Raw genomic sequence first — 26,320 nt, forward strand, 5'->3', positions numbered from 1 at the left:
CACGCGGAAAAACAACCAACCTATGTTTCAGGGGAGTTCGCGGTGCGGAGCACCTAAAAATGCCGTACGGATTGGGCGGTTGGTCCCGATATAGCGGATGTTCATGCCAACTGCCGTATGGATAGGCGGCGTTGACGAATATGGAGAAGGGTCGAAGATTTTGTTGATTTTACGGAGTCGGGACCGGCCCGGTCCTATGCGGAGCGGGTCACTCCGACGGGTCGTCCGCCGTCGCGTAGCGGCCGGCCAGGACGGCCACCGTCTCCGCCATAGCGCGGCGCAGCGCGGGTGGGCCGAGGACCTCCGCCTCCGCGCCCAGCCGGAGCAGGTCGCCGACGGCCACGGCCGGCCCCTCGACCGGCATCGTCACCTCCGTCCAGCCGGCCGCGTCCGGCTCCGCGGCGCCCTCCAACGCCCGCCGGCCCACCGCGCCGTAGAGCATCGGCAGCAGGCGCCGGGCCTGCGGGGAGATGCGCAGGTGCACCGTGTCCTGGTGCAGTGCGGCCGCCAGGCGGCGGGAGGAGTCGGCCCAGTACGCCGCCAGGTCGAAGCCGGCCGGCCGTACGAACGCCTCGTCCGTGAGCTCCACGGCCTGGAACCGTGCGATCCGGTACGTCCGCACCGCCTCGTCGGCGAGCGCCACCACGTACCAGATGCCGCCCTTGAGGACGATGCCGAGCGGGCGCAGCTCGCGGTGGACCTCGCCGCGCCAGCGCCGGTAGTGGGTGCGGACCACCCGCTGCTCCCACACCGCCCGGGCGACCGGCGCGAGATGGGCGACCGGATCGGCGTCCCGGAACCACGCGGGTGCGTCGAGGTGGAAGCGGTCCTGGATCCGCCGGGTCCGCTCGGCGAGTTCGTCCGGGAGCGCCGCCTGCACCTTCAGTTGGGCGGTCGCCAGCACCGCCCCCAGCCCCAGGTCGCGGGCCGGTCCGGGTGCTCCGGCGAGGAAGAGCGCGTCGGCCTCGGCACCGGTGAGCCCGGTCAGTCGGGTGCGGTACCCGTCCATCAGGCGGTAGCCGCCGTCCGGCCCGCGCTCGGTGCGGACCGGGACGCCGGACGCGCCGAGCGCCTCGATGTCGCGGTAGATCGTGCGGACCGACACCTCCAGTTCCGCGGCGAGTTCGGCGGCGGTCATCCGTCCGCGGTTCTGGAGCAGCAGGAGCAGGGCGAGAAGCCGGTCGGCGCGCATGCTCCGATTGTCTCGCGTACCTGACAGAAGGTGTCAGGTACGACGGTCAGGATGGTCGCACACCGCCCGGCACCGGCCGTGCGGGAGACCGAGAGGACCGCCATGCCCGCACAGACCACCGGTCGCATCAGCTACGCCAACTGGGCCGAGCAGCCGATCGGTTCGGACGCGACGAGCCCGCGGCTCGCGCGCGCCCGTGTCACCAACAACTTCTCCGGCGGCATCGAGGCCGATCGCACGGCCTGCGAGTACACCATCGTCTACACCTCGGACAAGACCGGGACGTTCACCGGCCTGGAGCTGCTCACCGGGCGGCTGGACGGGTGGGAGGGCAGTTTCGTGCTGGAGGAGCGCGGCGCGTTCGACGCCGACGGCACGGTGCGTTGCACCTTCGAGGTCGTCCCCGGATCGGCCACCGGGGAACTGGTCGGCCTGAGCGGGTCGGGCAGTTTCCGGTGCGAGGCCGGCGATCCGTCCTTCCCGTACACCTTCGGCTACCGGATCGGCTGAGCGTCGCCCGTCGTCAGTGGTGGCAGAGGAGTTCGGCGACGCGGCCGAAGCCGACCGTGCCATGGCCTCGTCCCATGGCACGGCGGGCCGGGTGGTGGTACGGGACGGGACGGAGGTCAGGGGTACGCCACCACGGTCGAGGGAACCGTCGAACTGCCCGAGGTCGGCGCACCGGTGTCGTTGATGACGCGTTCGAACTGGCCCTTGCCGCCGAGCGAGACGACCAGCAGGTCGTGGAACTTCACCCCCGGGACGTTCGGGGCGGCGAATCCGTGGTGCTGGACGATGCTGGGATCGACGTTGTAGTAGCAGTAGCTGCCGAGCCCCCACGCCTCGTGGGAGGTGACCGAGTCGGCGACCTTGTAGGCGGCATAGCCCCTGACGTCCCCGTCCTGGACGGCGGCCTGGTCGGGGGCGTCGTACGCCTTCTCGTTCTGGAGGAAGACGGTGCGGCCCCGCTGCCCGTACCACTGCACGTCGTACTTGTTGAAGTGCTCCACGAACAGGCCGGTGGCCAGGACGTCGTCGCCGTTGACGCGGATGCCGTAGTCGGCACGGTTGGTGTCCCAGCCGACGCCGTCGCCGTGGTCCGCGCGCCAGACCCAGGTGTGGTCGATGATGGTGTGCCGGCTGTTGACGACGATGCTGGTGGTGGCCTTGCCCGGGCCCGCACCGCCGATGCGGAGGAACACGTCCTGGACGGTGGTCGGGTTGCCGGAGTGGTCCGCGGTGGCGCCGGCCGGGCCGATTTCGAGGAGCGTGGCGGAGTTCACCGGGCCGGCGTCGATGAGGAAGCCGGCCAGTCGGATGCCGTCGACGTCGGCGGTCCGCACGGCGGTGACACCGTTGTCAGGGATGAGTGTGGCGTAGCCGAGGCCCAGTACGACGGTGTTGGGCGCGGTCACCTCGATCGGCTGGTCGAGGTGGTAGACGCCCGGGGTGAGCAACAGGTGGAGTCCCTGCGCGAGCGCCTGGTTGAGGGTGCCTGCGGAGACGCCGGGCTTGGCGACGTAGAACTGCGACAGGGGCAGCGAGGTACCGCGCGGGGTGCCGTTGCCCCAGGTGACGCCGCGGGCGTCGGTGCGCAGCTCCGGCAGGAAGACCCGGTAGTCGGCGCCGTCGAGGTGGAGGAAGGGCTTCTCGCGGGAGAAGGGGGTGGTGTCGAGCACGGTGTAGGGCGGGTTGGGGAACGTCTGCCCCGGGGCGCCCTGCACGCCCGAGAACACCATGTTCCACACGCCGTTGGACCAACCGCCGACCGCGCTGTCGCGGGCGTACCACTGCTGTTGGGAACGCGGCTCCACGGTCCCGTCGATGCGACTGTCGGCGAGGTAGCCGCCGCTGGCCCAACCATCCCCGGCGGGCGCCAGGTTGAGGCCGCCGCGGACGTGCATCCGGCGGAACGGCGCGGCCTGGGCGACGGCCCAGCGGTTGGTGCCGCTGACCGGGACGAGGGCGAGGTTCTCGGCGGAGCGCCAGAAGTTCTGGGTGGCGTTGCCGTTGAACCAGCCGGCGTCGACGGTGACGTCGCCGTTGATGGTGGTGTCGTCGGGTGACAGTCCCAGGCCGGCTATGGAGGTGTAGAAGCCGAGTTGGGCGTTGAGGCCGTGGTAGGTGCCGGGCTTGAACAGCAGGGCGTAGCGCCCGGTGTCGAACTGGGCCTTCTCCTGCTGCTTGAACACCTCGTCCAGCTTCGCCTGGATGCCGGGGGTGGCCGGGTCGAAGACGAGGACGTTGGGGCCGAGGTCGCCGCCGCCGGGCAGGGCACCCGGGGTTCTGTGCGGCGGCGCGGCGTGGGCGGTCCGGGCGGGGCCGAGCAGCGCGGGGGCCGAGGCCACCGCGGCGGCGGCACCGAGGACGGTGCGGCGGCCGACGGTGGGACGTTCGGGCGTGGGGGATTCCTTGGAGGCAGGGGTCATGGGTGACTCTCCTGATTCAGGAAGTGAAGATGTGGGGGGTGGGAAGCGTACTCCCGCCGTCGCATGCTTCAGCTTCGTGAAGGGTGCGTCAAGAGCCACGACCCGAGTTTCGCGCGGCGACACCGACCAACCGTCAACAAATGTGCTGATAGCGGCAGTTGATGCCGCTACGCGCTCCCGTGCGGTACGAGGGACTCGCCCTCGCCGCGTTCAAGAAGTGTCCACTCTCCGGTGTCCGGCCTCCGGCGCCCGGTCTCCGCTGTCCGACCATCGGACTCCAGGCTCCGGACTCCGATTCACTCCACCGTCTGGTCCCCGTCGGGGAGGTCCTGCACGGTGACCTTGCCGCGCAACTGGCCGAGGCCGTCCGCCACCGCCCGGGCCAGGCCGTCGGGGTCGGGCGCGGTGGGCACCGGGACCTGTGCGCCCTCCGGGTAGCTCTCGATCGCCCGGGTGAAGTAGCTGGGATGCCAGGCACCGACCGCGCCCCGCACTTCCACGGCGCGCACCGCCCGCGTCCCGATCCGCTGCTGGACCGCGGCGAGGATCCGGTCGGACCGGTATTCCCCGGGCACCTGGAACAGGCTGGCGTGTGCCCCGACCTTCCCGCCGTCCGCCAGTCGGACGGTGACCGTCAGACAGCTGGTGACCGCGGGGTAGACGATCGGGCGGCCGGGCCCGACCTCGCCGACCTGCCCCTCGGTGATCCTGATCGCGGCGGTGGGGGCCGCGGCGGGGGCGCTCGCCACCGCCGGGGCCGCCTGGGCCGTGGCCACGCCGGCCACGCCCGCCTGGAGTGCCAGCGCCACCGCGAGCGCCGGTATCGCGCGGTTCCGTGTTGCTGCCATCGTTCCGCCGCCGCTCACTCGAACCGCGACGTGTCCCCGGCGCCCCGGCGCACGATCTCCACGACACCGCCCGAGAAGTCGACGACGGTGGTGGGTTCGGTGCCGCAGTCGCCGGAGTCGACCACCGCGTCCACCACGTGGTCGAGGCGCTCCTTGATCTCCCAGCCCTGGGTCAGCGGCTCGTCCTCGTCGGGCAGCAGCAGAGTGCTGGAGAGCAGCGGTTCGCCCAGCTCCTCCAGGAGTGCCTGGGTGACGGTGTGGTCGGGGATCCGGACGCCGACGGTCTTCTTCTTCGGGTGCAGGAGCTGGCGCGGGACCTCCTTCGTCGCCGGGAGGATGAAGGTGTAGCGGCCGGGGGTCGCCGCCTTGATCGCGCGGAACACGTCGTTGTCGATCTGTACGAACTGGCCCAGCTGCGAGAAGTTCTGGCACACCAGGGTGAAGTGGTGGCGGTCGTCGAGGGCGCGGATCGAGCGGATGCGGTCGATGCCGTCGCGGCTGCCCAGTCGGCACCCCAGGGCGAAGCAGGAGTCGGTCGGGTAGGCGATGAGCCCGCCGGAGCGGACGGCGTCGGCGATCGTGGTGATGGTGCGGCGCTGGGGGTTGTCCGGGTGGACGTCGAAGTACTTGGCCATTTTCGCGAGTCTAGGTGATCGTGCGGCCGGTCGGCGTTCGCCGCCTCGACGGCCCGCCCACCGCGCCGACTTGGTCCGGTCCAAAGTGTTGACGTGCCCAGGACGAGGGTTCACGCTGTGGTCGATTGGTCTGGACCACCCCCTCGTCGGCTCGTGGAGGTCAAGTGCCACCTCGTCACGTCAGAACCCTCGCCGCCGCCGTCTCGGCGGCCTGTATCGCGCTCGGCCTCGCCGGCACGGCGCTCGCCACCGGCCAGCGCGCCGCCCCGCGGCCCGCCGCAGCGACACCGGCGCCGACGGCGCTGGGCGGCAATTGGTACGCGGCGGCGCCCTACCTCATGCCGCTCGACAACGACCCGCCGGACGCCGGCGCGGTGATGGACGCCACCGGCCTCAAGGCGTTCCAGCTCGCCTTCGTCCTCGCGCCCAACGGCGGCGGCTGCTCGCCGACCTGGGACGGTCTCCACCCGGTGGCGTCGGACACCGCGGTGGCCGGGGTGATTTCCGCGATCCGCGCCAAGGACGGCGACGTCTCCGCTTCCATCGGCGGCTACAACGGCACCAAGCTGGGGCAGGCGTGCGGCACGCCCGAGGCGACCGCCGCCGCCTACCAGCAGGTCATCGACAAGTACGGCCTGAAGGCACTCGACTTCGACCTGGAGGAACCGGAGTACGAGAACGCAGCGGCCGTCCACAACGAGATCGGCGCCGCCAAGATCCTCCAGCAGAAGAACCCGGGCCTCTACCTCTCCGTCACCACCGCCGGGACGGCCGACGGCACCGGCTGGTTCGGCAAGCAGATGCTGAACGAGGCCAAGTCCCAGTCCTTCGTGCCGGACAACTTCTCCATCATGCCGTTCGACGGCGGCTTCAACGGCGCCGCCGCCCAGACCTCCGCGCTGACCAACTTCAACGCCGTCCTGCGCTCCACCTTCGGCTGGGACGAGGCCACCGCCTACGCCCACGAGGGCATCTCCCAGATGAACGGCCGCAGCGACACCGGGGAGTTCTTCACCCAGGCGGACTTCCAGACCGTGTTGGACTACGCCACCTCCCACCACATGGCGCGCTTCACCAACTGGTCCGTCAACCGCGACCGGCAGTGCACCCCGCCGGACAACAACGGCCGGACCTCCGGCACCTGCAGCAGCGTTCCGCAGGGTGCCTGGGACTTCACCAAGTACTCCGTGAAGTTCGCCGGCGCCACACCACCCACCACACCACCGACCACGCCGCCCACCACGCCCCCGGGCGGCAGCTGCGCCGCCAGCCCCTACACCGCGGGCACCGTCTACGTCGGCGGCGACACCGTCTCCTACAACGGCCACACCTGGAAGGCCCGGTGGTGGACCCAGGGCGAGACGCCGTCCACCGGCGGCTCGGGGGTCTGGCAGGACCTGGGCACCTGCTGACCCCGTGGGGAGGAGCGCTCCGGCGGGCGCTCCTCCCCTCCCCGCCCGGCACGTCCGATGCGTCGAAGATCACGCATCCCGGCAGCCGGCCGGGGCAGACTCGGCGGTATGAGCGCCACGCCCCCACTCCCCCACCTGCCCCGGAGCATCGACGAGACCGGCCTGCTGCGCGCCCTCCCGATGGCCGCGGCCGTCGACGCGCTGCGCGCCGCGCTGCGCGACGGGCCGGACCCCGAAGCCGACCCGCCGCGCACCATCGTGCCCGTCGAGCACGGCCAACTGCTCCTGATGCCCGCGCACCGCAGCCGGTACGCGGGCGTCAAGATCGCCACCGTCGCCCCCGACAACCCGGCCGCCGGACTCCCCCGCGTGCAGGGCCAGTACCTGCTCTTCGACGCCCCCACCCTCGCCCCGCTCGCGCTGCTCGACGGCATCGCGCTGACCACCGTGCGCACCGCCGCCGTCTCCGCCCTCGCCGCCGACCTGCTCGCCGTCCCCGAGGCGAGCCGCCTGGTGGTGTTCGGCACCGGCCCCCAGGCTCGCGGCCACCTGGACGCACTGCGCGCGGTGCGTCCGCTGACCCACGTCACCGTGGTGGGGCGGACCCCCGCCAACGTCGAGCGGTTCGTCGCGACGGCCCGCCGGGACACCGGTCTCCACGTCGAGGCCGGCGAGCCGTCCGCGGTCGCCGGCGCCGACCTCGTCGCCTGCTGCACCACCTCCCGCGCCCCGCTGTTCGACGGCGCCCTGCTCCCGTCGCACGCCATGGTGACCGCGGTCGGCTCCCACGAGCGCGGCAGCCGCGAGGTGGACGGCACGACCGTCCTGCGCAGCACGGTCGTGGTGGAGTCCCGGTCCGCCGCGGCCCGGGAAGCCGGCGACCTCATCCCGGAGCTGGAGAGCGGCCGGCTCGACCGGGAGGCACTGGTGACGCTCGCCGGCCTGGCCACCGGAGCCGCCGTCGTCGACCCCGACCGCCCCCGCCTGTTCAAGAGCGTCGGCATGGCCTGGGAGGACCTCGCGGTCGCGGGCGCCGCCTACGAAGCCACCTGACGGCACACACGACGGCCGTTCCGACGGCCCTCGTGCGATGCTGGGGGCGCCCGGCCGAGGCGCGTGACCTCGGCCGATGCCAAAGATGGGGAGCGTACGGCAGCGTGAAGGCAGCAATACGACGGACCGTTACGGGCACCTGGAACCGCTTCGCGGCCTCCGACCCGGGACTGCTGCGACTGATGGCCGGGCTGCGGACGGTGGGGGCGATCGTGCTGACCCTCGTCGCGCTGGCCCTGCTCGACACCGGCGTCACGCTCCTGGTCGCGGGAGCCATGGCGTCGATGGTCGCCACCTTCGCCATCCGGGAGAAGGAGGTGCGCGGCCAGGCCGTCACCCTCGCCCTCGGCCTGCCAGTGGCGTTGGCCGCAGTGGCGCTGGGGGCGCTGCTGCACAGTCGGATCATCGCCGGTGACCTGTTCTTCATCGCGCTGATCTTCGGCGCCGCGTACGCCCGCCGGTTCGGCGACCGCGGCACGGCGCTGGGTCTGATTGGCTTTCAGGTCTACTTCATCTCGCTGTTCGTGCACGCCACCGTGGCGACGCTGCCGGAGCTGTTCCTGACCCTGGCCGTCGCGTTCGCGTGCAGCGCCGTGGCCCGCTTCGCCGCCTTCCCGGACACCCCCGAACGCACCCTGAGCCGACTGCGGGAGGCGTTCCGGGCCCGCCTGGCGCAGCTGGTGGCCACCCACCGGGAGTTGGTGGACGCCGGGCCCGAGGAGTTGGACGGCGTCCTCGACGACCTGCGGCGGCACACCGCCCGGCTGCACGAGACGGCGCTGATGATCCAGGGCCGCCTGGAGGAGGGCACCCGCGACGCGACCACCGCCGCGCTGCTCCAGCGCCGCATCGCGGACGCCGAGATCGCCGCCGAACGCCTGGGGATGACGCTGCTCAACGCGCGCAGCGCGGAGCGCACCGACACCCTCACCCTGCACCTGCCGCACGCCCCGGTGCCGGCCACCGCGAACCGCATGCAGTCCGAGGGCGATGCCGTGGCGACGCTCCGCCGGGACCTGGAGGCCCTGGCGCTGCTGATGGCCCGCCGGGCGCCCGACGACCGCGGCACCGCGCTGGCCCACGTGCGCAACCGGCTGCTCGGCTACCGCGACGAGGACAACCTGCCGCGCGGCTCGGGCGCCGTCCAGGACGCCTTCCGCGCGCTCGGTGAGGCCGCCCGCGCCGTGCTGGGTCTGCGACTGGCGCTGGACGGGCCGCAGGACGAGTCCGACGACACCTCCGCCACGATCCGCTCGCGGGAGGAGTTCGACGCCGAGGACCTGGCGATCGTCGGTGCCGAGGAGGCCGAGGAGGACGAGCACACCGGGCTCCAACGGCCCACCACCCGGGCCGCGTTCCAGGTCGCGGTGGGCTCGGCGCTGGCCATCGTCGGCGGGGAGTTCCTGTCCACCCAGCGCTGGTACTGGGCGGTGCTGACCTGCTGGGTGGTGTTCCTCAACACCGCGTCCACCGGCGAGGTCCTGGTCAAGGGGTACCGCCGGCTGGTCGGCACGGTGCTGGGCGTGATCGCCGGTGTGGCGCTGGCGGGGCTGGTGGGCAACCACACCTGGACGGCGTTCGCGCTGGTGCTGCTGTGCGTCTTCGGCATGTTCTTCACCGCGCCGCTGTCGTACGCGCTGATGTCCTTCTTCGTCACCGCGATGCTCGGCCTGCTCTACACCGTCCTGAACACCTACAGCGTCGCGACGCTGGTACTGCGCATCGAGGAGACCGCGCTGGGCGCGGCGTGCGGGATCATCGCCGCGGCGGTCATCCTGCCGGTGCACACCGACCGGCGCACCGACGAGCATCTGGGCGCCGTCCTGGAGCGGTTGCGGGAGGCGGTTGCGGCAGCGGTGGCCCAGCTGTCCGGCGGGCCGACGGCGGACCTGCTGACCCTGGCGCGCGACCTGGACACCGCGCTGAACGACCTGCGCGGCTCCACCCAGCCGCTGGTGCACCCCATCACCCCGCTGCGGGTCCGCCGGCAGACCGCGCGCTATCTGGTGGCGCTCCTGGAGACCTGCGCCTATCACGCCCGGTCGCTGGCGGCGACGGCGGAACTCCTGCCGGCCAGCCGATCGGTGGCGGCCGACCCCCGGCTGGGACGCGTCGGCCGGCGTATCGAGCGCAACATCGAGCTGATCGCGGCGCGGGTGGCGGACGAGCCCGCCGACGGCGAGGTGGAGGCGGGCGCCAGCATCGCCTCGCTGCTGGACGCGGACGGCTCCCCGGTGCCGCCGTCGCACACCGTGACCTTCCGTGTGCTGCGGCATCTCCAGCGGCTCGACGAGGGTGTGGTGGGTATCGCCCGTGCCCTGGACGTGCCGGTGGCCGGGCGGGGCGGCCGGAAGAACGGCTGACGCGGACGGCGGGCGGGCACGCCGCCCGGCCCGCCTCCGCAATCTCCAGGTAAAACCTTCCCCTCGTTCGCGTGGCGCGCCCGGGCCCTCGTCCGGGCCGCCCGCTCCCCTCTCCCCCGGCGAACCCGCAGCTCAGCGGCGCTCCTCCGAGGATCATCGGCCGCTCCGGCGCACCGCCGCGCGCCCCTACCCGCGTTACGCCCCGGTTGACGCGACCGGCACCCGAGGAACACTCTCGTTACATAGGTGCTCGATACAACTGACTCTGGTGGAGCGGATCGGGCAGCCGGCGCACCGGCCTTGCCCACCCCTCCCCGACCCCGACCCACGGCGGCGCCTCCCGCCGTCCGCGGCATCGGCGGCCCCAGAGTGCGGAGCAGGAGGACACGGCATGTGCGGCATCACCGGCTGGATATCCTTCGACCGCGATCTGCGCTCCGAGCAGGAGACCGTGGACGCGATGACCGAGACGATGGCCTGCCGCGGCCCTGACGACCGCGGCACCTGGGTTCGGGGACCGGCCGCGCTCGGCCACCGCCGCCTCGCCATCATCGACCTGCCCGGCGGGCGTCAGCCGATGGCCGCCGAGCGGCCCGACGGCACCGAGGTCGTCATCGTCTACTCCGGCGAGTCCTACAACTTCGTCGAACTGCGCGCCGAACTGGCGGCCAAGGGCCATCGCTTCACCACCGACTCCGACACCGAGGTGGTGCTGCACGGCTACCTGGAGTGGGGCGAGGCGGTCGCCGACCACCTCAACGGGATGTTCGCCTTCGCGGTCTGGGACGAGCGGCGCCGGCGACTGGTGATGGTCCGCGACCGGATGGGCATCAAGCCGTTCTACTACTACCCCACCGCCGACGGCGTGCTGTTCGGCTCCGAGCCCAAGGCGATCCTCGCCAACCCGCTCGCCGGGCGGCGGGTCACTCTGGACGGCCTGCGCGAGCTGTTCGCCTTCGTCAAGACCCCCGGCCACGCGGTGTGGGACGGCATGCACGAGGTCGAGCCGGGCAGCGTGGTCACCGTCGACGCCGACGGAGTGCGCCGGCACGTCTACTGGTCGCTGCGCACCCGGGCACACCACGACGACCGGGAGACCTCGATCGCGCACGTGCGGACGCTGCTCGACGACATCGTCCGCCGCCAGCTGGTCGCCGACGTACCGCGCTGCACCCTGCTCTCCGGCGGGCTGGACTCCTCGGCGATGACCGCGCTGGCCGCCCGTCAACTGGCCGACGTGGGCGAGACGGTGCGGAGCTTCGCCGTCGACTTCGTCGGCCAGACGGAGAACTTCATCGCCGACGACCTGCGCGCCACCCCCGACACCCCCTTCGTGCACGACGTGGCACGGCTCGCCGGCACCGAGCACCAGGACATCGTGCTGGACTCCGCCGCCCTGGCCGACCTCGACGTCCGCGCCAAGATGCTGCGGGCCCGCGACATGCCGATGGGCCTGGGCGACATGGACGCCTCCCTCTACCTGCTGTTCAAGGCGATCCGAGAACACTCGACGGTGGCCCTGTCCGGCGAGTCGGCCGACGAGGTCTTCGGCGGGTACAAGCAGTTCTTCGACGAGGACGCGCGCACGGCACACACCTTCCCCTGGCTCGTCCGCTTCGCCCAGCACTTCGGCGACGACGAGAACATCCTCACCTCCGACGTCACCGGCGCGCTCGACCTGGGCTCCTACATCCAGGACGGCTACGACCGGGCCATCAAGGACGTCGAACGGCTCGACGGGGAGAGCGACTTCGAGTTCCGGATGCGGAAGATCTGCTATCTGCACCTGACGCGCTTCGTCCGGATCCTGCTGGACCGCAAGGACCGGGCGAGCATGGCCGTCGGGCTTGAGGTGCGCGTCCCGTTCTGCGACCACCGCCTGGTCGAGTACGTCTACAACGCACCGTGGTCCCTGAAGTCCTTCGACGGCCGGGAGAAGAGCCTGCTGCGGGAGGCCACCGCCGACCTGCTGCCCAGGTCGGTGTACGACCGGGTGAAGAGCCCGTACCCGTCCACGCAGGACCCGCAGTACGCGGTCGCACTCCAACAGCACGCCAAGGACCTGCTGACGCGCCCCTCGCACCAGGTCTTCGACCTCGTCGACCGCGACTGGCTGCGGCGCGCGGCGCAACACGAGGCGCCGCAGATCACCCAGGCATCACGACGCGGCCTCGAACGCACACTGGATCTGGCGCTGTGGTTGGAGATGTACTCCCCCGCGATTACGCTCACTTGATCCACGACGGCCCTGCGGGGCACGCCACTGACCGGGTCCGGTACCAGGCGATGGGTGAGCGATGACAATCGGTGACGACGCGGCGCTGCAACTGGTGATCTCGCTGCACCGGCTCACCCGGAGCCTGCGCAGGTCCGCCACGGCGGGCAGCATCCAACTGACCCATGTCGCCGTGCTGGCGCTGCTGACCCAGCGCGGGCCGTCCCGAATAGGCGAGATCGCGCAGTGGGTGCCCTGCTCCCAACCGACCGCCACCGCGGCGGTCCTCGGCCTGGAGTCGTCGGGCCTGGTACGCCGCGAGGCCGACCCGAAGGACCGGCGCGCCAGTCGGGTCCTGCTCACCGAACGCGGCTCCGCGGCGCTGGTGGACATCGCGCGCGGTGAGGCGCAGGTGCTCAGCCGCCGCCTCACCGCGCTGCGGCCGGACGAGATCCGCCGGCTGACCGAGGTCGAACCGCTGCTGCGCCGGCTCGCCGAGTCCGGCGACTGACGCGTCAGCGGGCCGTGAAGGACGTACGGAGCCCGGCCCGGTCCTCCCGGGAGTCGGCCGCCGGTCCCTCGGTCAGGTCGGCGAAGCCGGCCGGCGGCGCGAGCGAACACGACGCGGGCATATGTGCGTGACATCAAGGGCAGAGCTTGCCAGCATCACCCAAACGCGGTAATAGCCCCAGACCGGCCAGCCGAATATCATCTTCCCCATGGCGCCCACATGCGTCCCAGACGCCACCGCCGAGGCCAACGAACGGATACGCGCGTTCATGGCCGCCCGTGTCGGTCGGCCACTATGGCCCGAAGAGCAAGCCGAGTACGAGCGACTGCTCGCCGCTTGGACGGATGCCATACACACGCGCCGGACCACGAGCTGAAGGACGCGACGCCCCGTTCCTGCCCCGGCAGGGACGGGGCACCGTGTCGTCCGGAGGGCGGCGACCACCCGAGCCGGCGACCGCGAACGGCGGTTGCCGGCCCCCGCCCGTAGCCATCCGGCCCCACCCGCTCACCCATCACGATGACGACTTAGCCCACCTGGCCGCCAAGAACGATGTGACGGGGCTTCAGATCCGCCATGCTGCCATCTCCTCATGAAGGTCATCGTGGAGGTTGTCACGTAATGGCTGGAGACAGACAGCAGACCACCGACCCGCACACGGGCTCCCCCCGTCGGCGGGTACTGACCGCGGCGGCCCTCGCCCCGCTGCTGGCCGCGGCGCCCACCCCGGCTCGCGCCCGTCCCGCGCCCCTTCCGCACGAGCCGATCACGCCGGGCGGACGGGAGCTGATCGAACCGGTCCACACCACCCTCGCCGACTGGAAGAAGGTGGCCAAGGCGCTGGGCCGGACCGGCGACATGAAACGCAAGGTGATGTACCACACCGGCCTGCCCCGCCGGGACCTCCGCGTGGACTCCCATCACGTTCGCGTCAAAGCGCCCCTGGCGCTGGGCTCGCACGTCTCGTTCGTCCGCTACGCCGACGACAGCACCCTGGTGATGGGCGACATCGTCGTGACCGAACAGGAGCTGCAGGAATTCGTCGACACCCTTCAGGAGCACCGCCTCCACCTGACCGCGCTGCACAAGCACCTGCTCTCCCAGCGGCCCGACGTCTGGTGGGTCCATGTGCACGGGCACGGCGACGATCCGGTGGCCATGGCCCGCGGTCTCCGCGAGGCGTTCGACGGCACCGGCACCCCGCCCGACAAGGCGTCCGACCCGGACGAGAAGGTCGATCTGGACACCGATGGGATCGATGACGCGATGGGCGCCAAGGGTTCCGTCGACGACGGGATCTACAAGTGCATCTTCGTCCGCCGGGAGAAGATCAGCGACGGCAAGCTGGTGCTGCCGCCGGGCCTGGGCTCGACCAGCGCGTTCAACTTCCAACCGCTCGGCCACGGCCGGGCGGCGGTCAGCGCGGACTGCTGCATGATCGCCAAGGAGGTGCCGCGCGTCCTGCGGGCACTGCGGAAGGCCGACGCCAAACTCGTCGAACTCCACAACCACGGGCTGACGGACGAACCCCGGCTGTTCTTCGTCCATGTGTGGGCGGTCGGCGACGCCGTGCGCCTGGCCCGCGCCCTGCGCCACGCGGTGGACGCCACCGACGTCGTGGCGGCCGGCAGCTGAACGGCCCCCGCCGACGGAAGGAGGACCACGCACGAAAGCCCGCACGGCACCGGCCGGCACAGTGGGGCATCCCCGCTGTTCCCCCTACGAGGGACCGCGCCGGTGACCGTGCCGCTCCTGGACGACGATGTCCGCGCCCACCTGGACGGCCGCGACGGCGGTCCGCCCGAGGGACGTGTGGTGGGCGCCGGGGCCCGGCGAAAATGGCGGGCGGAGCGGGTGCCGCGGACAGTACGGTCCAGGCATGGACGACGAGGACGGCTACTTCGGGAAGAGTGTCGCGGCGACCTATGACGATGCCTCGGCCGGGATGTTCGCGCCGGGCGTCGTGGATCCGACCGTCGATTTCCTGGCCCGGCTCGCCGGGCGCGGTCGGGCTCTGGAGCTGGGCGTCGGGACGGGGCGGATCGCACTGCCGCTGGCGCGTCGCGGTGTGCCCGTCCACGGCATCGACATGTCACGGGCGATGGTCGCCCGGCTGCGGGACAAGCCGGGTGGCGACGACGTCGGCGTGACGATCGGCGACTTCGCGACCACACGGGTCGACGGGACGTTCTCCGTCGCCTACCTGGTCTTCAACACCATCATGAATCTGACGACCCAACAGGCACAGGTCGACTGCTTCCGCAACGTCGCGGCACACCTCGAACCAGGCGGCTGTTTCGTCATCGAGGTCGGGGTCCCCGAGCTGCGGAAGCTGCCACCGGGCCAGCGCGTCGTACCGTTCCACGTCAGCCCGACGCGGTGGGCGTTCGACGTCTACGACGTGGCCACCCAGGCGATGAGTTCGAACTACGTCGACGTGGTCGAAGGGCGCGGCAACTACCAGTCGATCCCGTTCCGGTATGTCTGGCCGGCGGAGCTCGATCTGATGGCACAGCTGGCCGGGTTGCGGTTGCGCGAGCGGTGGGAGGGGTGGACGGGCGAACCGTTCACCAACGAGAGTCATCGGCATGTGTCGGTGTGGGAGAAGCCGGCGGACGAGGGCGGGGAAGGGGGATGACGACGGCCTGCCGGGCGGCGCGCGGGGGAAGAGCGCGGTGTGCGGCGGGAGTTCGGCGGACGGTGTGCGGTTTCCCGTTCCGATAAAGTGACAAAGCGGGCCGTGATCACGCCTGCGGGATGCCGGCCGTGGCGCGGTGCGGCGCCCGGTGGGGTGTTGGCTCGCTTTCTCTGGTTCTGGTTTTGCACGTTTCTTAAGCTTTCGCAGTTTGGGCCGATCATGGGGCATGTAGAAGTCGCGCACGTGGAGTACTACCTCCCGGACGGGCGGGTGTTGCTCGACGACGCCTCCTTCCGAGTGGGAGAGGGGGCCGTCGCCGCGCTGGTCGGCGCCAACGGCGCGGGCAAGACCACGCTGTTGCGGCTGATCTCAGGGGAGTTGAAACCGCACGGCGGGTCGGTGACGGTGAGCGGGGGGCTGGGGGTGATGCCCCAGTTCGTCGGATCCGTTCGGGACGACCGGACGGTGCGCGACCTGCTCGTGGGGGTGGCGCCGGACCGGATCCGGCACGCGGCGCACGCCGTCGACGAGGCCGAGACGGCCATCATGGAGCGGGACGACGAGGCGGCGCAGATGCAGTACGCCCAGGCGCTGAGCGACTGGGCGGAGGCGCGCGGGTACGAGGCCGAGACGGTGTGGGACATGTGCACGATGTCCGCGCTGGGGATCCCGTACGAGAAGGCACAGTGGCGGGCGGTGCGGACGCTCTCCGGCGGCGAGCAGAAGCGGTTGGTGCTGGAGGCGCTGCTCCGGGGGCCGGACGGGGTGCTGTTGCTCGACGAGCCGGACAACTACCTGGACGTGCCGGGGAAGCAGTGGCTCGAGGAGCAGCTGCGGGAGACCCGCAAGACGGTGTTGTTCGTCTCGCACGACCGGGAGTTGCTGGCCCGGGCGGCGCAGAAGATCGTGAGCGTGGAACCCGGCCCGGCGGGCAGCGACGTGTGGGTGCACGGCGACGGCTTCGCGACGTATCACGAGGCGCGGACGGAGCGGTTCGCACGGTTCGAGGAACTGCGGCGGCGGTGGGACGAGAAGCACGCCCAGCTGAAGCGGTTGGTGGCCGACATGCGGCAGTACGCCTCGCGCAGCGACGAGATGGCGTCGCGGTACCACGCGGCGCAGACGCGGTTGCAGAAGTTCGAGGAGATCGGACCGCCGCCGGAGCCGCCGCGTCCGCAGAAGATCACCATGCGGCTGAAGGGCGGCCGCACCGGCGTCCGGGCGGTGACCTGCCAGCGGCTGGAGCTGACCGGGCTGATGAAGCCGTTCGACCTGGAGGTCTTCTACGGCGAGCGGGTCGCCGTGCTCGGTTCCAACGGGTCGGGCAAGTCGCACTTCCTGCGGCTGCTGGCGGGTGAGGAGGTCGCGCACACCGGGCAGTGGAAGCTGGGCGCCCGGGTGGTGCCGGGGCACTTCGCGCAGACGCACGCACGGCCGGAGCTGATGCGGCGCACGCTCGTCGACATCCTCTGGACCGAGCATGCAAAGAGCCGGGGGCCGGCGATGAGCGCGCTGCGCCGCTACGAGCTCGACCAGCACGGGGACAAGCCCTTCGAGAAGCTGTCCGGTGGGCAGCAAGCCCGGTTCCAGATTCTGCTGCTGGAGATCGGCGGGGCGACCGCGCTGCTGTTGGACGAGCCCACGGACAACCTGGACCTGGAGTCGGCGGAGGCGCTGCAGAAGGGCCTGGAGGCGTACGAGGGGACGGCGCTGGTGGTCACACACGACCGCTGGTTCGCGCGGTCGTTCGACCGGTACCTGGTGTTCGGGCAGGACGGCCGGGTCCGGGAGACCGCCGAACCGGTGTGGGACGAGCGGCGGGTGGAGCGCCGCCGATAACCCCAGGCGGCACGGCAGTCGAGGTCCGCCCCACCCGTGGGGCGGCCTTCTCGGCCGTGTTCGGACCGGTTTCCGCTGCGCCGTTCGGGCTGCCGGGGCCCGGGCGGATGGGGGCACGGGCCGGCCCGGCGCGCGCCGGGGGCGGCCGTCGCCGCGGGGCCCCGCCTCAGGACTGCGCACGCGTCCCCATGCCACCAGTGGTGCGGGCGGGGCGCTGTGCGAGCGCGCTACTGCACGGAATCAATGCCTGTCAAGATGGTCAATTCCGGTACACAGGAGTGCCGTTGACCCTCGCCTTGACGCGGTGGTTCACTTCCCGCGTCATCCCCCGTCACCCGCAGCACGCCGCGCACCCCGGCAGGGACCAGCGCATCCCCGGGTTCGTCGAACGCCGTGGGCATCGCCCTGGCCCCGGGGGGAGCATTGGTCACGCACGTCCTGCACCAGGCTGCCGCCCGTCGAGGAATGAGGCCGTCGGAGCATGAGGATCAGTGTCGTCATCCCCGCCTACCGAGCCCGGGACGCGCTGGAGCTGTGCCTGCTGTCCCTGGCCCGTCAGTCGCTCGACGCGGAGCACTCGGCCGAGGTGATCGTGGTCGACGACGGCTCGGCCGACGGCACGGACCGGATGGTCGCCGCGCTCCCCTCCGGCCTGGACCTCCGCTATGTGTACGTACCGCGCTCCCCCACGTCCGGCCGCGCCCGGGCCCGCAACCTCGGGCTGGCGCAGACGACCGGCGATCTCGTCGTGCTGCTCGACGCGGACCAGGTGGTGGCGCCGACCTTCCTCGCCGAGCATGCCCGGGCCCACGCCGGGGACGACGCGGCGGTGGTCGTCGGCCGCAGGTTCCAGTTGGGGGACGGGCCGGTGGATCGGGAGCGGCTGCGCTACGAGTTCAGCTTCGAGGCGCTGCCGCCGGTGGTGCGGGGCGACGAACGGGAGCCGGTGCTGGAGGCGTTCGGCTGCGAGCTCGCCGACCTGGAGACCGCCTGGCACTACCTGTGGGCGTGCAACGCCTCGGTCCGGCGGCGCCACCTGGTGGCCGCCGGCGGGTTCGACGAGGCGTTCGTCGGCTGGGGGTTGGAGGACGCCGAGCTGGGCTACCGGCTCACCCGGCGCGGCCTGCGGCTGCGGTACGCCCCCGAGGCGGGGGTCTACCACCTGTACGGGGAGCCGGTCGCCACCGCGCGGCACCGCGAGTGGCGGCGCAACCTCGCCTACTTCGCCGGCAAGCACGACGACCTGGTGGTCGTGTTGCAGCGGGCGTTCGAGCCGGCCATCGCCGCGGCCGGCCCGGGCCCGGGCCGGCACGAGTGCGCGCTCCGGTTCGAACTCGCCGCCCGGGTGCTCGCCGGTCGTCACCGGCCCGCTCCGGCGGCCTGAGCGGGCGCGTCCGGGAGGCCGGGGCCGCGGCCCGGTCGGTCGCACGATGCGGGTCGCGCGGCCCGTGGGGCAGGGCCGGCCCGCGTGTCTACTCTGGAGTTGCGGCAGGTCCGCCCCGTCCGCCGGCCGGGCACCGGAGGGGAAGCCGGTGGTCCGCGCCCTCCGGCCGCACGACGACGCGCGAAGGAGAGTCGTGTCCGGCGCAGCACCCGTCCCCGCCACCGGGTCGCCCGGCCCGTACCGCCGCTGTGTCCTGCTCAAGCACGGGGAGATCTTCCTCAAGGGGCGCAACCGCCGGCTGTTCACCGAGCGGCTGCACGACAATCTCCGGCTGGCGCTGCGCGGCGTCGGCGGTTCGACCTGGATCAAGATCGCACAGAACGTCACCGTGCTGGGCGGACAGGTGCCACAGGAGGCCCTGGTCGAACGGGCCCGCCGGGTGATCGGGTTCAACTCCGTCGAGCCCGCGATCCGGGTGCCCAGCACCGTCGACGCGATCAGTGTCGCGGCGGTGTGGGCGCTGCGCGCGGTGCTCGCGGAGCGGCCGGTGGCGAGTTTCGCCGTCCGGGCCAAGCGTCGGGACAAGGCGTTCCCGATGACGTCGTCACAGTTGGAGGCCCATGTCGGGGCGCGGATCCAGGAGGCACTGGACGGTCTGCCGGTGGACCTGTCCCACCCCGGCGTCCGGCTGGCGGTCGAGATCGACCGCAGGGAGACCTATCTGTCCTGGGCCCGCTATCCGGGGCAGGGCGGGCTGCCGGTCGGGGCGAGCGGCCGGGCCCTGGTGCTGTTGTCCGGCGGCTACGACTCGCCGGTGGCCGCCTACCGCGCCATGCGCCGCGGCCTGGCCTGCGACTTCGTCCACTTCACGGGCGCCCCGTACACCGACGCGTCCTCGACGTACAAGGCGTACGCGCTCGCCCGGCAGCTCAACCGTCATCAGCCGCCGGGCCGGCTGTACGTCATCGCCCTGGGGCGGGCGCAGCGGCGGCTGGCGGTGGCCGGCGCGGGGCGGCTGCAGGTGGTCGCCCAGCGGCGGTTGATGGTCCGGGCCGCTTCGGTGCTGGCCGGCCGGATCCGGGCGCAGGCGCTGGTGACCGGGGACAGCCTGGGGCAGGTGGCCAGTCAGACGCTGGCGAACCTCGCCGCCGTGGACGAGGCCGCCGCGCTTCCCGTCCTCCGACCGCTGATCGGCTGGGAGAAACAGGAGATCATCGACGAGGCGCGGGCCATCGGCACGGCGGACGTCTCGGTCCTGCCGGACGAGGACTGCTGCCGGCTGCTCGCCCCGCCCCGGGTCAGCACCCGGGCCGCCCTGCCCCAACTGCACGCGGTGGAGCGGCGCCTGGACCTCGACGAGGTGATCGCGGAACTGCTGGCCGGCGCCCAGGTCCTGCGGCCCGGAGGGGTGGGTGCGCAGGGCGCGGGATCTGCGGAGGGCCTGGAGGGAACGGGAATATCGGGGGACGGGCTCGGGGACGGGGTCGGCGGCCGGGCCCCTGGGGTCACGCCTGCCGCGTCTCGGACGCGGGCTCGGGCTCGGGCTCGGGCTCGGGGAGCAGTTCGCCCGTCTCCAGCAGGGTCTTGAGGTTGGACAGCAGGGCGGGCCAGCCGTGCTGGACCATGCCGCGGGCGGTGGAGTCGGGCGCGAAGCCGTCGTGCACGACGGTGAGCTTGACCATCTCGCCGAGCGGCTCGATCTCGAACGTCACCTTCGAGCGCGGTTCGGCCGCGAGCCCGGCCGCGACGTCGTCGGCGATGCCGGCGCTCTCGGCCCACTCGGGGGTGAAGGTGTGCCAGGTGTACGACAGCCGGCGGTGCGGGGTGGACTCCAGGACGACCTGCTCGGGGTGGGCGGTGGTGGTCCCGCGCTCGGTCCAGGCCATGGTCGATCCGCTCCGCCAGTCCGTCGCGAACTCCACTCCCCAGTAGCGGCTGGTGAACGACGGGTCGGTGAGGGCCTGCCAGAGGCGCTCCGGCGTGGTCCGGATGTAGGTGGTGTAGACGAACGCGTTGCTGTCCATGGGTGGTGTCTCCAGTGCGTGCTTGAGGTCGGCGAGGGCGCGTGCCCGGTCGCGGTCGTAGTGGCTGATCCAGCGGTCGGCGAGGGCGTTGATCGGCTCGGCGTTGAGGTAGTGCAGCTTCTCCCGCCCCCGGCGGAGCGTGGTGATCAGGTGGGCCGCCTCCAGGACGGCCAGGTGCTTGCTGACCGACTGTCGTGTCATGTCCAGCTCCGCGCACAGCTCCCGCAGGGTCTGCCCGTTGCGGGCGTTGAGGCTGTCCAGCAGCCGGCGGCGCCCCGCGTCGGCCAGTGCCTTGAAGACCTCGTCCATGCCCGCTCTCCTGTCCCACCCCTCATACGCAGCCGAACGGCTGCCTAAAAACGATAGGCAACCGTTCGACTGCATGTCAATCGCGGGGACGCAGGGGCACCCGAGGGAAGCCGAGGGGGCGGAGTGAACAGTTCCGTGGCGCGTGCGGGGAGAGTGGTCGGCCGGGCCCGCAGCCCGGCCTCAACAGCCGGGCGGGGTTGTCGAGTTGAGAGGCCGGGCGCCGGTGCGGGTCAGTCCGTGATCGCGATGTGCCGTGGTGTCGCGGCCTCCGCCTTGGGGATGGTCACCGTCAGCACCCCGTCCGTCAGGTTCGCGGTGACCTCGTCGGACTTGATGTCGACCGGCAGCGCCGACCGGTACTCGAAGCGGCCGGTGCGGCGGGTGGTGCGGCGCAGCACACCCTCGTCGCCGCACTCCTTGTGCTCACCGGTGATGCGCAGTTCCCGGTTGCCGATCTCGACGTCGATGGCGTCGCGTTGCACACCGGGCAGTTCGGCCTCGACGACATAGGCGTCGTCGGTCTCGTGCAGGTCCGCCAACGGCACCCACTGGGTCCGTCCGGCGAGCGCGGAGACGCCGCCGGCGGACTCCAGCAGGCGGCTCATCCGCTCGTAGAGGTCGTCGAATTCCGAGGCGATCGGCTCGCTCCAGTTCAACGGCGGCAGAATCTGCTCCAGAAAGCCGCCGGTCCGGTGTCGCACGGGCATGTTCATCGCGGTCACCTCCGCGAAACGACGGGTGTTCGCCCTGTGTCCGGCTGATGCGTGCCTGGTTCCATGCTGCGCGTCCCGGTCGGGGCCGGCGACCTCGGCGGTCGGGCCGCGGGGTCAGCCGAAGAGGCCGGGCACCCGGATCGTCCGGACCGGTCGCTTCTGCTTCGGCTCCTGGCGCGGCGGAAGCCGGCCGCCGGGGGTCTCGTCGGCCCGCGGGGGATCGACGGCGGGGCCCTGCGGCCTCCCGGTGCGGCCGGGCTTCCCGGGCCCGCTCGGTTTCCCGGTACGGCCCGGCTGGTCGACGCGGCCCGGCTTGCCGATGCGGTCGGGCTGTCCGTTCTTGGCGGGCATCGCGTGGTGTCGGCGCGCCGCCGCTTTGCGTCCCATGGGGACTACACCGTGTGCCGGGGCGCGTCGGTCCGCGCCGGGGCCACGCCGGCGGGGGTCTCGGTGACGCATCCCGGGCCGGGGTAGAACTCGGTCTCGTGGCCGTCCTCGTACCGCACCCGGTACGGGGGTTCGCCGTTGGCCCCGAGCACCTCGACCACCGTGGCCCGGTGCTCCGGGCTGCCCACCGCGCGCCCGGTGAAGCGCAGTACGTCTCCCTTGTGCGCCTGCATCGCCGCTCACCCTTTCCCTGCACTGCCGTGACTCTGCGCGCTCGCCCTGCCGGGGCGCGCGCCGCGCCTGCTTCCAGTGTGCGTACGCGGCCGGGGACCGCACGAGGGGCGGTGGCAAGGCCCGGCGGCGCCCCGGCGGTTCAGCCCTGGATCTCGATGTGGCGCGGCGTGGCGGGCTGGGCCTTCGGGATCGTCACCGTGAGGACACCGTCCGAGAGCGAAGCGGTCACCTCGTCGGACTTCACGTCCACCGGCAGCAGCGCCCGGTACTCGAACGTCCCGGTGGGGCGGCCGCGGCGGCGCACCGCGCCTTCCCGCTCGCACGCCGTGAGCTCCCCGGAGATGCTCACCTCGTGCTCGCCGACCTCGACGTCGATGTCCTCGCGTTTGATTCCGGGCAGTTCGCACTCGACCAGGTACGCCTCGTCGGTCTCGTGCAGGTCGGCGGGCGGGGCGAAGGCCGTCGGCTCGGTCAGGGACGGGGCGAACGAGGCGGACTCCAGGAAGTGGTTCATCCGGTCGAACAGCTCCTGGAACTCGGCCATCGGCTGGGGCCAGCCCCGCCCGCGCTCCCGCAGGTCGCCGGACCGGTGGCGGATGGGCAGATTCATCGCGGGTCACCTCCCCGTACGGGCAGCAGAACGGTTCTGCTCCCTCCATGCTGGCCACCCAGGGCACGGCGGCGCGAGTCGGACGGCCCCCGACCTGCTGACGGAGCGTCAGGGAACGGTGGTCAATCGCCGTGGTAGAGCCGGTCGGTGCCGATCAGCAGGACCTCGCCCTTGGCCTCCGCGGCGCGCAGCTCGGGACCGAAGCCGACGCCGCTGTAGCAGGCCGGCACGACCTGGCCGATGTCCTCGCCGGACGCGGTGAGCAGGGCGAGGATCCGGCGCAGCCGGGCCAGGTGCGGGGCGTCCATGATCTCGTTCCAGCGGGCCAGCCCGACCGACAGCAGCACCCCCGGACGCCCGTCGGCCATGCCGCGGACCACCACCTCGGCGTCGAGGCGGGTGCCCTCCTCCGGGTCGGGGACGGTGCCGCGGACCGCCGTGGTCGGCTCGCCCCCGAAGGTGTCCCAGACGGCGTACTGGGTGGCCCAGTCCCGGCACAGCTGGGCGAAGTGCGGTGCGGCGACCGTGGCGTCGAAGACCGGGCGGATCCGGCGCCAGACGGCGGGCGCCTCCTCCTGCTCCAGTGCGGCCCGGTGCGGCCAGGCGACGGCGTGCTCGAAGGCCAGCAGCGGCTCGGCGATGCGGTAGCGGGTCAGCCTCGGTCGGAACGCGTCGGGTTCGCCGTACAGCAGCCCGTGTTTGTGCATCACGGCCAGGACGTGCGAGACGTCGTGCAGCGAGGCCCCCAGGCGGTCGGCGATCCCACCGGGGGTGGAACGGCCGCCGGCGATCGCGACCAGCACGGAGTGGCACAGGGCGCGGTCGGCGTAGTCGCCCTCCTGCTCCAGCAGGTGGCGGGCCTCCCAGAACAGCGGCACCCGCGGGTTGAGGACGGTCCGGCACACCCAGGCGTCGAAGTCGTCCGGTCCGGCCGGCGCGTCGTCGCAGACCAGGTCGCCCCGGTAGGCGGGGGTGCCGCCGACGACGGCGTGCACCTGCACCGCGAGCCGGGGTGCCCGGATGCCCCAGAAGCGGGCGGCCTTGCGGAAGCCGAACGGCCGCATCGCGAGTTCCAGGGAGGCCAGGCCGTGCAGCGACGACGGGCCGGCGAAGAGCCGGTGGATGACGGCGGGGCTGGCGCCGCTGAGGATCAGCCGGGTGCGGTTGTGCGGGCGCTCCTGGTGCACCCGGGCGAAGGCGGCGTGCAGGACCGAGGGGAGCGCGGGACTGTGCCCGACGAGCTCGGGGAAGTCGTCGATGATCACCGGTGCCGGTCGCTCGTCGCCCAGCACGAGCAGTGCTTGTGCGGCCTCGTCCCAGCCGTGCCAGTGCGGCACCGACTCCGCGCCGGTGTGGGCGGCGAGCCGTTCGGCGAAGCGCCGCAGGGACTCCGCCTCGGCCGCCGCCTGCCCGTCGAAGTAGAAGCCGCCGGTGGCCCGGCTCACCGCTTCCAGGAGGAACGTCTTGCCCTGGCGGCGCTGCCCGGAGACCAGCGCGAGGGTGGGGCCGGGACGGGGGTCCTGGGCGAACGCCACGAGGTCGGTCCACTCGTCGGCGCGGTCGAAGATCCGGTCGGGCCGGGCCGGAAGGGCAGTGGCATCCGATGGCGACACGGGCCGCTCCCCTCGTTCACGGCCGCCGGCGGCGACCGGCGGCCGACCTCACTTTCCGTACGAGTCGCTGTGTGTCAAGTACACCTCCGGCATCCGGAGGCCGCCCGGTCCGGTGGGCCGTCCGGGGCACCGGACCGGCGCGCCCGTCACCATGGTTCGGGCGCGGGCCGGCCGGGGTGGGCGGCGCCGTCCGGCGCGCTGCCGTCCCGGGCCGCGTCGTCCCGCTCGAAGGTGAGCCGGTCGATCACCTCGATCACCCCGTCCACGCTCTCGCAGAGCCGGACCGCTATCGGGATCAGGCTCTTGCGGTCCAGCGTGCCGGTGAGCGTCACGGTGCCGTCGGCGACGGCGACGGTCACCGCGGACGGTGCGACGCCGAGGGTGCGGGTCAGCACCTCTTCCAGGATCTCCTCCTGGATCGCCCGGTCGCGCCGCAGGAACAGCTGGACGAGGTCGCTGCGGCTGATCACCCCGATCAGCCGGCCACCGTCGTCGATCACGGGCAGCCGCTTGACCTTGCGCTGTTCCATCGTGCGGGCCGCCTCGACCACGCTCCACTCCGGCCGTGCCACCACGGCCGGACTGGTCATGATCGCCTCGGCGTTGGCCGCCCCGGCCTTGGAGAGCTGCCGGCGCAGCAGATCGGCTTCGGACACCACCCCCACCGGCCGACCGTCGTCGTCGACGACCGGCACGGCGGTGATGTCGTACTCGTCGAGCAACCGCGCGATCTCCCGGAACAGGGTGCCCCGCTGGACGGTGACGGCGTTGGGGGTCATCAGGTCGGCCACTCTGCGGTGCCTCATGGTGGGCCACTACCTCCGGATGTGCGTCGTTCTGTCGGCTCCGGCCGGTTTCGGCCGGAGTCCTGCCTTCATGATCCCGCGCCGCGCTCCCGAACGGCGTACGGGGCCCACGGCGGACCGCGACGCGACGGCACGGAGATCCGTCAGAAGCGCCCTAGTCCTGCGGAACGACCGCGACGGGGCAGGTCACATGGTGGACGGCGGCATGCACCACCGGGCCGATGCGGGGTGCCGGCACCCGGTGGTGGTGCCGGCGGCCGACGACCAGGAGCCCGGCCCCCGGCGCCGTCTCGACGAGGGCCCGGGCCGGGCTGTCGGGCAGCACGGTCCGCTGCACCGGTACGTCGGGGAACCGTGCGCACCACGGGTCCAGCGCCTCGGCCAGCTCGCGCTCCGCCTCCGCGGTCACCTCGTGCGCCGCGTCCGGGTCCACGCCCCACGGGCTGTAGACCGTCACCGGGAACGGGCGGCCGTGCACCACCTGGAGCAGCGCCCCGCGGCTGGCCGCCGCGTCGAAGGCGAAGGCCAGCAGCCGCTCGGCGGGCCCACCGAGGCCGAGCCCGGCCACGACCCGCGGCCCGGTGGCCGCCGGCGGCCGGGCACGCTCCTGCGGCTCCCCGTCGTCGGCCCGCACCAGGACGACCGGGCCCTCGGCCCGGGCCACCACGCTCAGACTGACGTCGCCGAGGACGAAGCTCCGCCACGTCGAGAGCGCCCGCGACCCCAGGACCAGCAGCCGGGACTCGGCAGCGGCCCGCAGCAGCACCGGCTCCGGCTCGTCGCCCACCAGGTCCTCGATGATCCGCAGATCCGGATAGCGGGCCCGCACCGCGGCCGTGGCGTCGCGGACGACCTGGCGGGCGTAGACGTTCTGGTCCCGCTCGGGGGCGGTGTCCGGGGCCTGGGCCGCCAGCAGGATCCAGGCGTGCAGCAGCCGCAGCACGGCGCCGCGCCGGTGCGCCTCGTCGGCGGCCCAGCGAGCCGCCGCCAGCGCCTCCGCCGAGCCGTCGAGCCCGACGGTGATGATCTCCGGCTCCATGGCTGTTCCTCACACGGGTGCGGTGGGCGGAGCGCTCGCCCCGCGCTATCGAGCCTGCGCGTCCCG

At 72.4% G+C, this 26,320-nt stretch carries 23 protein-coding genes; 11 read left to right on the plus strand and 12 right to left on the minus strand.

The window, feature by feature from the left end; all coding sequences use genetic code 11:
* Positions 1-208: 208 nt before the first annotated feature.
* Positions 209-1,192, minus strand: coding sequence for a helix-turn-helix transcriptional regulator (locus SNOUR_RS03980; protein WP_067343906.1), 984 nt, complete (start codon positions 1,190-1,192; stop codon positions 209-211).
* Positions 1,193-1,294: 102 nt separating this feature from the next.
* On the opposite strand from SNOUR_RS03980, the gene SNOUR_RS03985 reads away from it, so the two are divergent.
* Positions 1,295-1,702 (plus strand): DUF3224 domain-containing protein, encoded by a 408-nt coding sequence (locus SNOUR_RS03985; protein ID WP_067357665.1) that lies wholly within the window; start codon positions 1,295-1,297, stop codon positions 1,700-1,702.
* A 116-nt stretch (positions 1,703-1,818) separates the two neighbouring features.
* On the opposite strand, the gene SNOUR_RS03990 is transcribed toward SNOUR_RS03985, so the two are convergent.
* The 3 genes from SNOUR_RS03990 to SNOUR_RS04000 all read right to left on the minus strand — a co-directional run bounded on the left by SNOUR_RS03990 (position 1,819) and on the right by SNOUR_RS04000 (position 5,104).
* A complete protein-coding gene (locus SNOUR_RS03990; protein ID WP_067343908.1) occupies positions 1,819-3,621 on the minus strand; it encodes a pectate lyase-like domain-containing protein in 1,803 nt (600 codons plus the stop codon).
* A 296-nt stretch (positions 3,622-3,917) separates the two neighbouring features.
* Positions 3,918-4,469 (minus strand): hypothetical protein, encoded by a 552-nt coding sequence (locus SNOUR_RS03995; RefSeq protein ID WP_067343910.1) that lies wholly within the window; start codon positions 4,467-4,469, stop codon positions 3,918-3,920.
* A 14-nt stretch (positions 4,470-4,483) separates the two neighbouring features.
* On the minus strand, positions 4,484-5,104 hold the full coding sequence (locus SNOUR_RS04000) for an L-threonylcarbamoyladenylate synthase (RefSeq protein WP_067343912.1): 621 nt from the start codon (positions 5,102-5,104) through the stop codon (positions 4,484-4,486).
* Between the two features lie 164 nt (positions 5,105-5,268).
* On the opposite strand from SNOUR_RS04000, the gene SNOUR_RS04005 reads away from it, so the two are divergent.
* The 10 genes from SNOUR_RS04005 (at position 5,269) to thiI (ending at position 20,107) form a co-directional block, all read left to right on the plus strand.
* Positions 5,269-6,516, plus strand: a complete 1,248-nt coding sequence (locus SNOUR_RS04005; RefSeq protein ID WP_067343914.1) for a carbohydrate-binding protein — start codon at positions 5,269-5,271, stop codon at positions 6,514-6,516.
* Positions 6,517-6,624: 108 nt separating this feature from the next.
* Positions 6,625-7,569 carry an ornithine cyclodeaminase family protein gene (locus tag SNOUR_RS04010; RefSeq protein ID WP_067343915.1) on the plus strand — a complete coding sequence of 315 codons (945 nt, stop codon included), beginning with the start codon at positions 6,625-6,627 and terminating at the stop codon, positions 7,567-7,569.
* 182 nt (positions 7,570-7,751) lie between these two features.
* The gene (locus SNOUR_RS04015; RefSeq protein ID WP_079142181.1) at positions 7,752-9,932 is read left to right on the plus strand and encodes an FUSC family protein; all 2,181 of its coding nucleotides are present in this window, start codon (positions 7,752-7,754) and stop codon (positions 9,930-9,932) included.
* Between the two features lie 391 nt (positions 9,933-10,323).
* Positions 10,324-12,168, plus strand: a complete 1,845-nt coding sequence (gene asnB, locus SNOUR_RS04020; RefSeq protein ID WP_067343919.1) for an asparagine synthase (glutamine-hydrolyzing) — start codon at positions 10,324-10,326, stop codon at positions 12,166-12,168.
* A 61-nt stretch (positions 12,169-12,229) separates the two neighbouring features.
* The gene (locus SNOUR_RS04025; protein WP_067343921.1) at positions 12,230-12,658 is read left to right on the plus strand and encodes a MarR family winged helix-turn-helix transcriptional regulator; all 429 of its coding nucleotides are present in this window, start codon (positions 12,230-12,232) and stop codon (positions 12,656-12,658) included.
* A 621-nt stretch (positions 12,659-13,279) separates the two neighbouring features.
* Positions 13,280-14,293, plus strand: coding sequence for a DUF1259 domain-containing protein (locus SNOUR_RS04030; RefSeq protein ID WP_067343923.1), 1,014 nt, complete (start codon positions 13,280-13,282; stop codon positions 14,291-14,293).
* A gap of 244 nt (positions 14,294-14,537) precedes the next feature.
* Positions 14,538-15,296, plus strand: coding sequence for a class I SAM-dependent DNA methyltransferase (locus SNOUR_RS04035; RefSeq protein WP_067343924.1), 759 nt, complete (start codon positions 14,538-14,540; stop codon positions 15,294-15,296).
* A 219-nt stretch (positions 15,297-15,515) separates the two neighbouring features.
* Positions 15,516-17,135 (plus strand): ABC-F family ATP-binding cassette domain-containing protein, encoded by a 1,620-nt coding sequence (locus SNOUR_RS04040; protein WP_067343925.1) that lies wholly within the window; start codon positions 15,516-15,518, stop codon positions 17,133-17,135.
* A gap of 481 nt (positions 17,136-17,616) precedes the next feature.
* Positions 17,617-18,519, plus strand: coding sequence for a glycosyltransferase family 2 protein (locus tag SNOUR_RS04045; protein WP_067343927.1), 903 nt, complete (start codon positions 17,617-17,619; stop codon positions 18,517-18,519).
* Positions 18,520-18,712: 193 nt separating this feature from the next.
* The gene (gene thiI / locus SNOUR_RS04050) at positions 18,713-20,107 is read left to right on the plus strand and encodes a tRNA uracil 4-sulfurtransferase ThiI (protein WP_079142183.1); all 1,395 of its coding nucleotides are present in this window, start codon (positions 18,713-18,715) and stop codon (positions 20,105-20,107) included.
* Here thiI and SNOUR_RS04055 read toward each other — a convergent pair.
* The 8 genes from SNOUR_RS04055 to SNOUR_RS04090 form a co-directional block, all read right to left on the minus strand.
* Entirely contained in the window at positions 20,025-20,852 is an 828-nt protein-coding gene (locus tag SNOUR_RS04055; protein WP_067343929.1) for an ArsR/SmtB family transcription factor, read from the minus strand. The genes thiI and SNOUR_RS04055 overlap by 83 nt on opposite strands.
* A 230-nt stretch (positions 20,853-21,082) precedes the next feature.
* Entirely contained in the window at positions 21,083-21,565 is a 483-nt protein-coding gene (locus SNOUR_RS04060; RefSeq protein WP_067343931.1) for an Hsp20/alpha crystallin family protein, read from the minus strand.
* Positions 21,566-21,679: 114 nt separating this feature from the next.
* Complete coding sequence (locus SNOUR_RS04065; RefSeq protein ID WP_067343933.1) at positions 21,680-21,952, minus strand: hypothetical protein; 273 nt, start codon at positions 21,950-21,952, stop codon at positions 21,680-21,682.
* Positions 21,953-21,957: 5 nt separating this feature from the next.
* Positions 21,958-22,185 (minus strand): DUF1918 domain-containing protein, encoded by a 228-nt coding sequence (locus SNOUR_RS04070; RefSeq protein ID WP_067343934.1) that lies wholly within the window; start codon positions 22,183-22,185, stop codon positions 21,958-21,960.
* A gap of 140 nt (positions 22,186-22,325) precedes the next feature.
* The gene (locus SNOUR_RS04075; protein WP_067343936.1) at positions 22,326-22,796 is read right to left on the minus strand and encodes an Hsp20/alpha crystallin family protein; all 471 of its coding nucleotides are present in this window, start codon (positions 22,794-22,796) and stop codon (positions 22,326-22,328) included.
* 122 nt (positions 22,797-22,918) lie between these two features.
* On the minus strand, positions 22,919-24,409 hold the full coding sequence (locus SNOUR_RS04080) for an AAA family ATPase (protein WP_067343938.1): 1,491 nt from the start codon (positions 24,407-24,409) through the stop codon (positions 22,919-22,921).
* Between the two features lie 146 nt (positions 24,410-24,555).
* Positions 24,556-25,215: a CBS domain-containing protein gene (locus SNOUR_RS04085; protein ID WP_067343939.1), complete on the minus strand. Its 660-nt coding sequence runs from the start codon at positions 25,213-25,215 to the stop codon at positions 24,556-24,558.
* A 154-nt stretch (positions 25,216-25,369) separates the two neighbouring features.
* The gene (locus SNOUR_RS04090; RefSeq protein WP_067343941.1) at positions 25,370-26,254 is read right to left on the minus strand and encodes a universal stress protein; all 885 of its coding nucleotides are present in this window, start codon (positions 26,252-26,254) and stop codon (positions 25,370-25,372) included.
* Positions 26,255-26,320 lie beyond the last annotated feature (66 nt).

Source organism: Streptomyces noursei ATCC 11455 (assembly GCF_001704275.1).
Lineage (GTDB): Bacteria > Actinomycetota > Actinomycetes > Streptomycetales > Streptomycetaceae > Streptomyces > Streptomyces noursei.

Excerpts from the sequence above, each read along its gene's own strand:
- SNOUR_RS03980 (WP_067343906.1), bottom strand. The coding sequence starts at position 1,192 with ATGCGCGCCGACCGGCTTCTCGCCCTGCTCCTGCTGCTCCAGAACCGC.
- SNOUR_RS03985 (WP_067357665.1), top strand. The coding sequence starts at position 1,295 with ATGCCCGCACAGACCACCGGTCGCATCAGCTACGCCAACTGGGCCGAG.
- SNOUR_RS03990 (WP_067343908.1), bottom strand. The coding sequence starts at position 3,621 with ATGACCCCTGCCTCCAAGGAATCCCCCACGCCCGAACGTCCCACCGTC.
- SNOUR_RS03995 (WP_067343910.1), bottom strand. The coding sequence starts at position 4,469 with ATGGCAGCAACACGGAACCGCGCGATACCGGCGCTCGCGGTGGCGCTG.
- SNOUR_RS04000 (WP_067343912.1), bottom strand. The coding sequence starts at position 5,104 with ATGGCCAAGTACTTCGACGTCCACCCGGACAACCCCCAGCGCCGCACC.
- SNOUR_RS04010 (WP_067343915.1), top strand. The coding sequence starts at position 6,625 with ATGAGCGCCACGCCCCCACTCCCCCACCTGCCCCGGAGCATCGACGAG.
- SNOUR_RS04015 (WP_079142181.1), top strand. The coding sequence starts at position 7,752 with ATGGCCGGGCTGCGGACGGTGGGGGCGATCGTGCTGACCCTCGTCGCG.
- asnB (WP_067343919.1), top strand. The coding sequence starts at position 10,324 with ATGTGCGGCATCACCGGCTGGATATCCTTCGACCGCGATCTGCGCTCC.
- SNOUR_RS04025 (WP_067343921.1), top strand. The coding sequence starts at position 12,230 with ATGACAATCGGTGACGACGCGGCGCTGCAACTGGTGATCTCGCTGCAC.
- SNOUR_RS04030 (WP_067343923.1), top strand. The coding sequence starts at position 13,280 with ATGGCTGGAGACAGACAGCAGACCACCGACCCGCACACGGGCTCCCCC.
- SNOUR_RS04035 (WP_067343924.1), top strand. The coding sequence starts at position 14,538 with ATGGACGACGAGGACGGCTACTTCGGGAAGAGTGTCGCGGCGACCTAT.
- SNOUR_RS04040 (WP_067343925.1), top strand. The coding sequence starts at position 15,516 with ATGGGGCATGTAGAAGTCGCGCACGTGGAGTACTACCTCCCGGACGGG.
- SNOUR_RS04045 (WP_067343927.1), top strand. The coding sequence starts at position 17,617 with ATGAGGATCAGTGTCGTCATCCCCGCCTACCGAGCCCGGGACGCGCTG.
- SNOUR_RS04055 (WP_067343929.1), bottom strand. The coding sequence starts at position 20,852 with ATGGACGAGGTCTTCAAGGCACTGGCCGACGCGGGGCGCCGCCGGCTG.
- SNOUR_RS04060 (WP_067343931.1), bottom strand. The coding sequence starts at position 21,565 with ATGAACATGCCCGTGCGACACCGGACCGGCGGCTTTCTGGAGCAGATT.
- SNOUR_RS04065 (WP_067343933.1), bottom strand. The coding sequence starts at position 21,952 with ATGGGACGCAAAGCGGCGGCGCGCCGACACCACGCGATGCCCGCCAAG.
- SNOUR_RS04070 (WP_067343934.1), bottom strand. The coding sequence starts at position 22,185 with ATGCAGGCGCACAAGGGAGACGTACTGCGCTTCACCGGGCGCGCGGTG.
- SNOUR_RS04075 (WP_067343936.1), bottom strand. The coding sequence starts at position 22,796 with ATGAATCTGCCCATCCGCCACCGGTCCGGCGACCTGCGGGAGCGCGGG.
- SNOUR_RS04085 (WP_067343939.1), bottom strand. The coding sequence starts at position 25,215 with ATGAGGCACCGCAGAGTGGCCGACCTGATGACCCCCAACGCCGTCACC.
- SNOUR_RS04090 (WP_067343941.1), bottom strand. The coding sequence starts at position 26,254 with ATGGAGCCGGAGATCATCACCGTCGGGCTCGACGGCTCGGCGGAGGCG.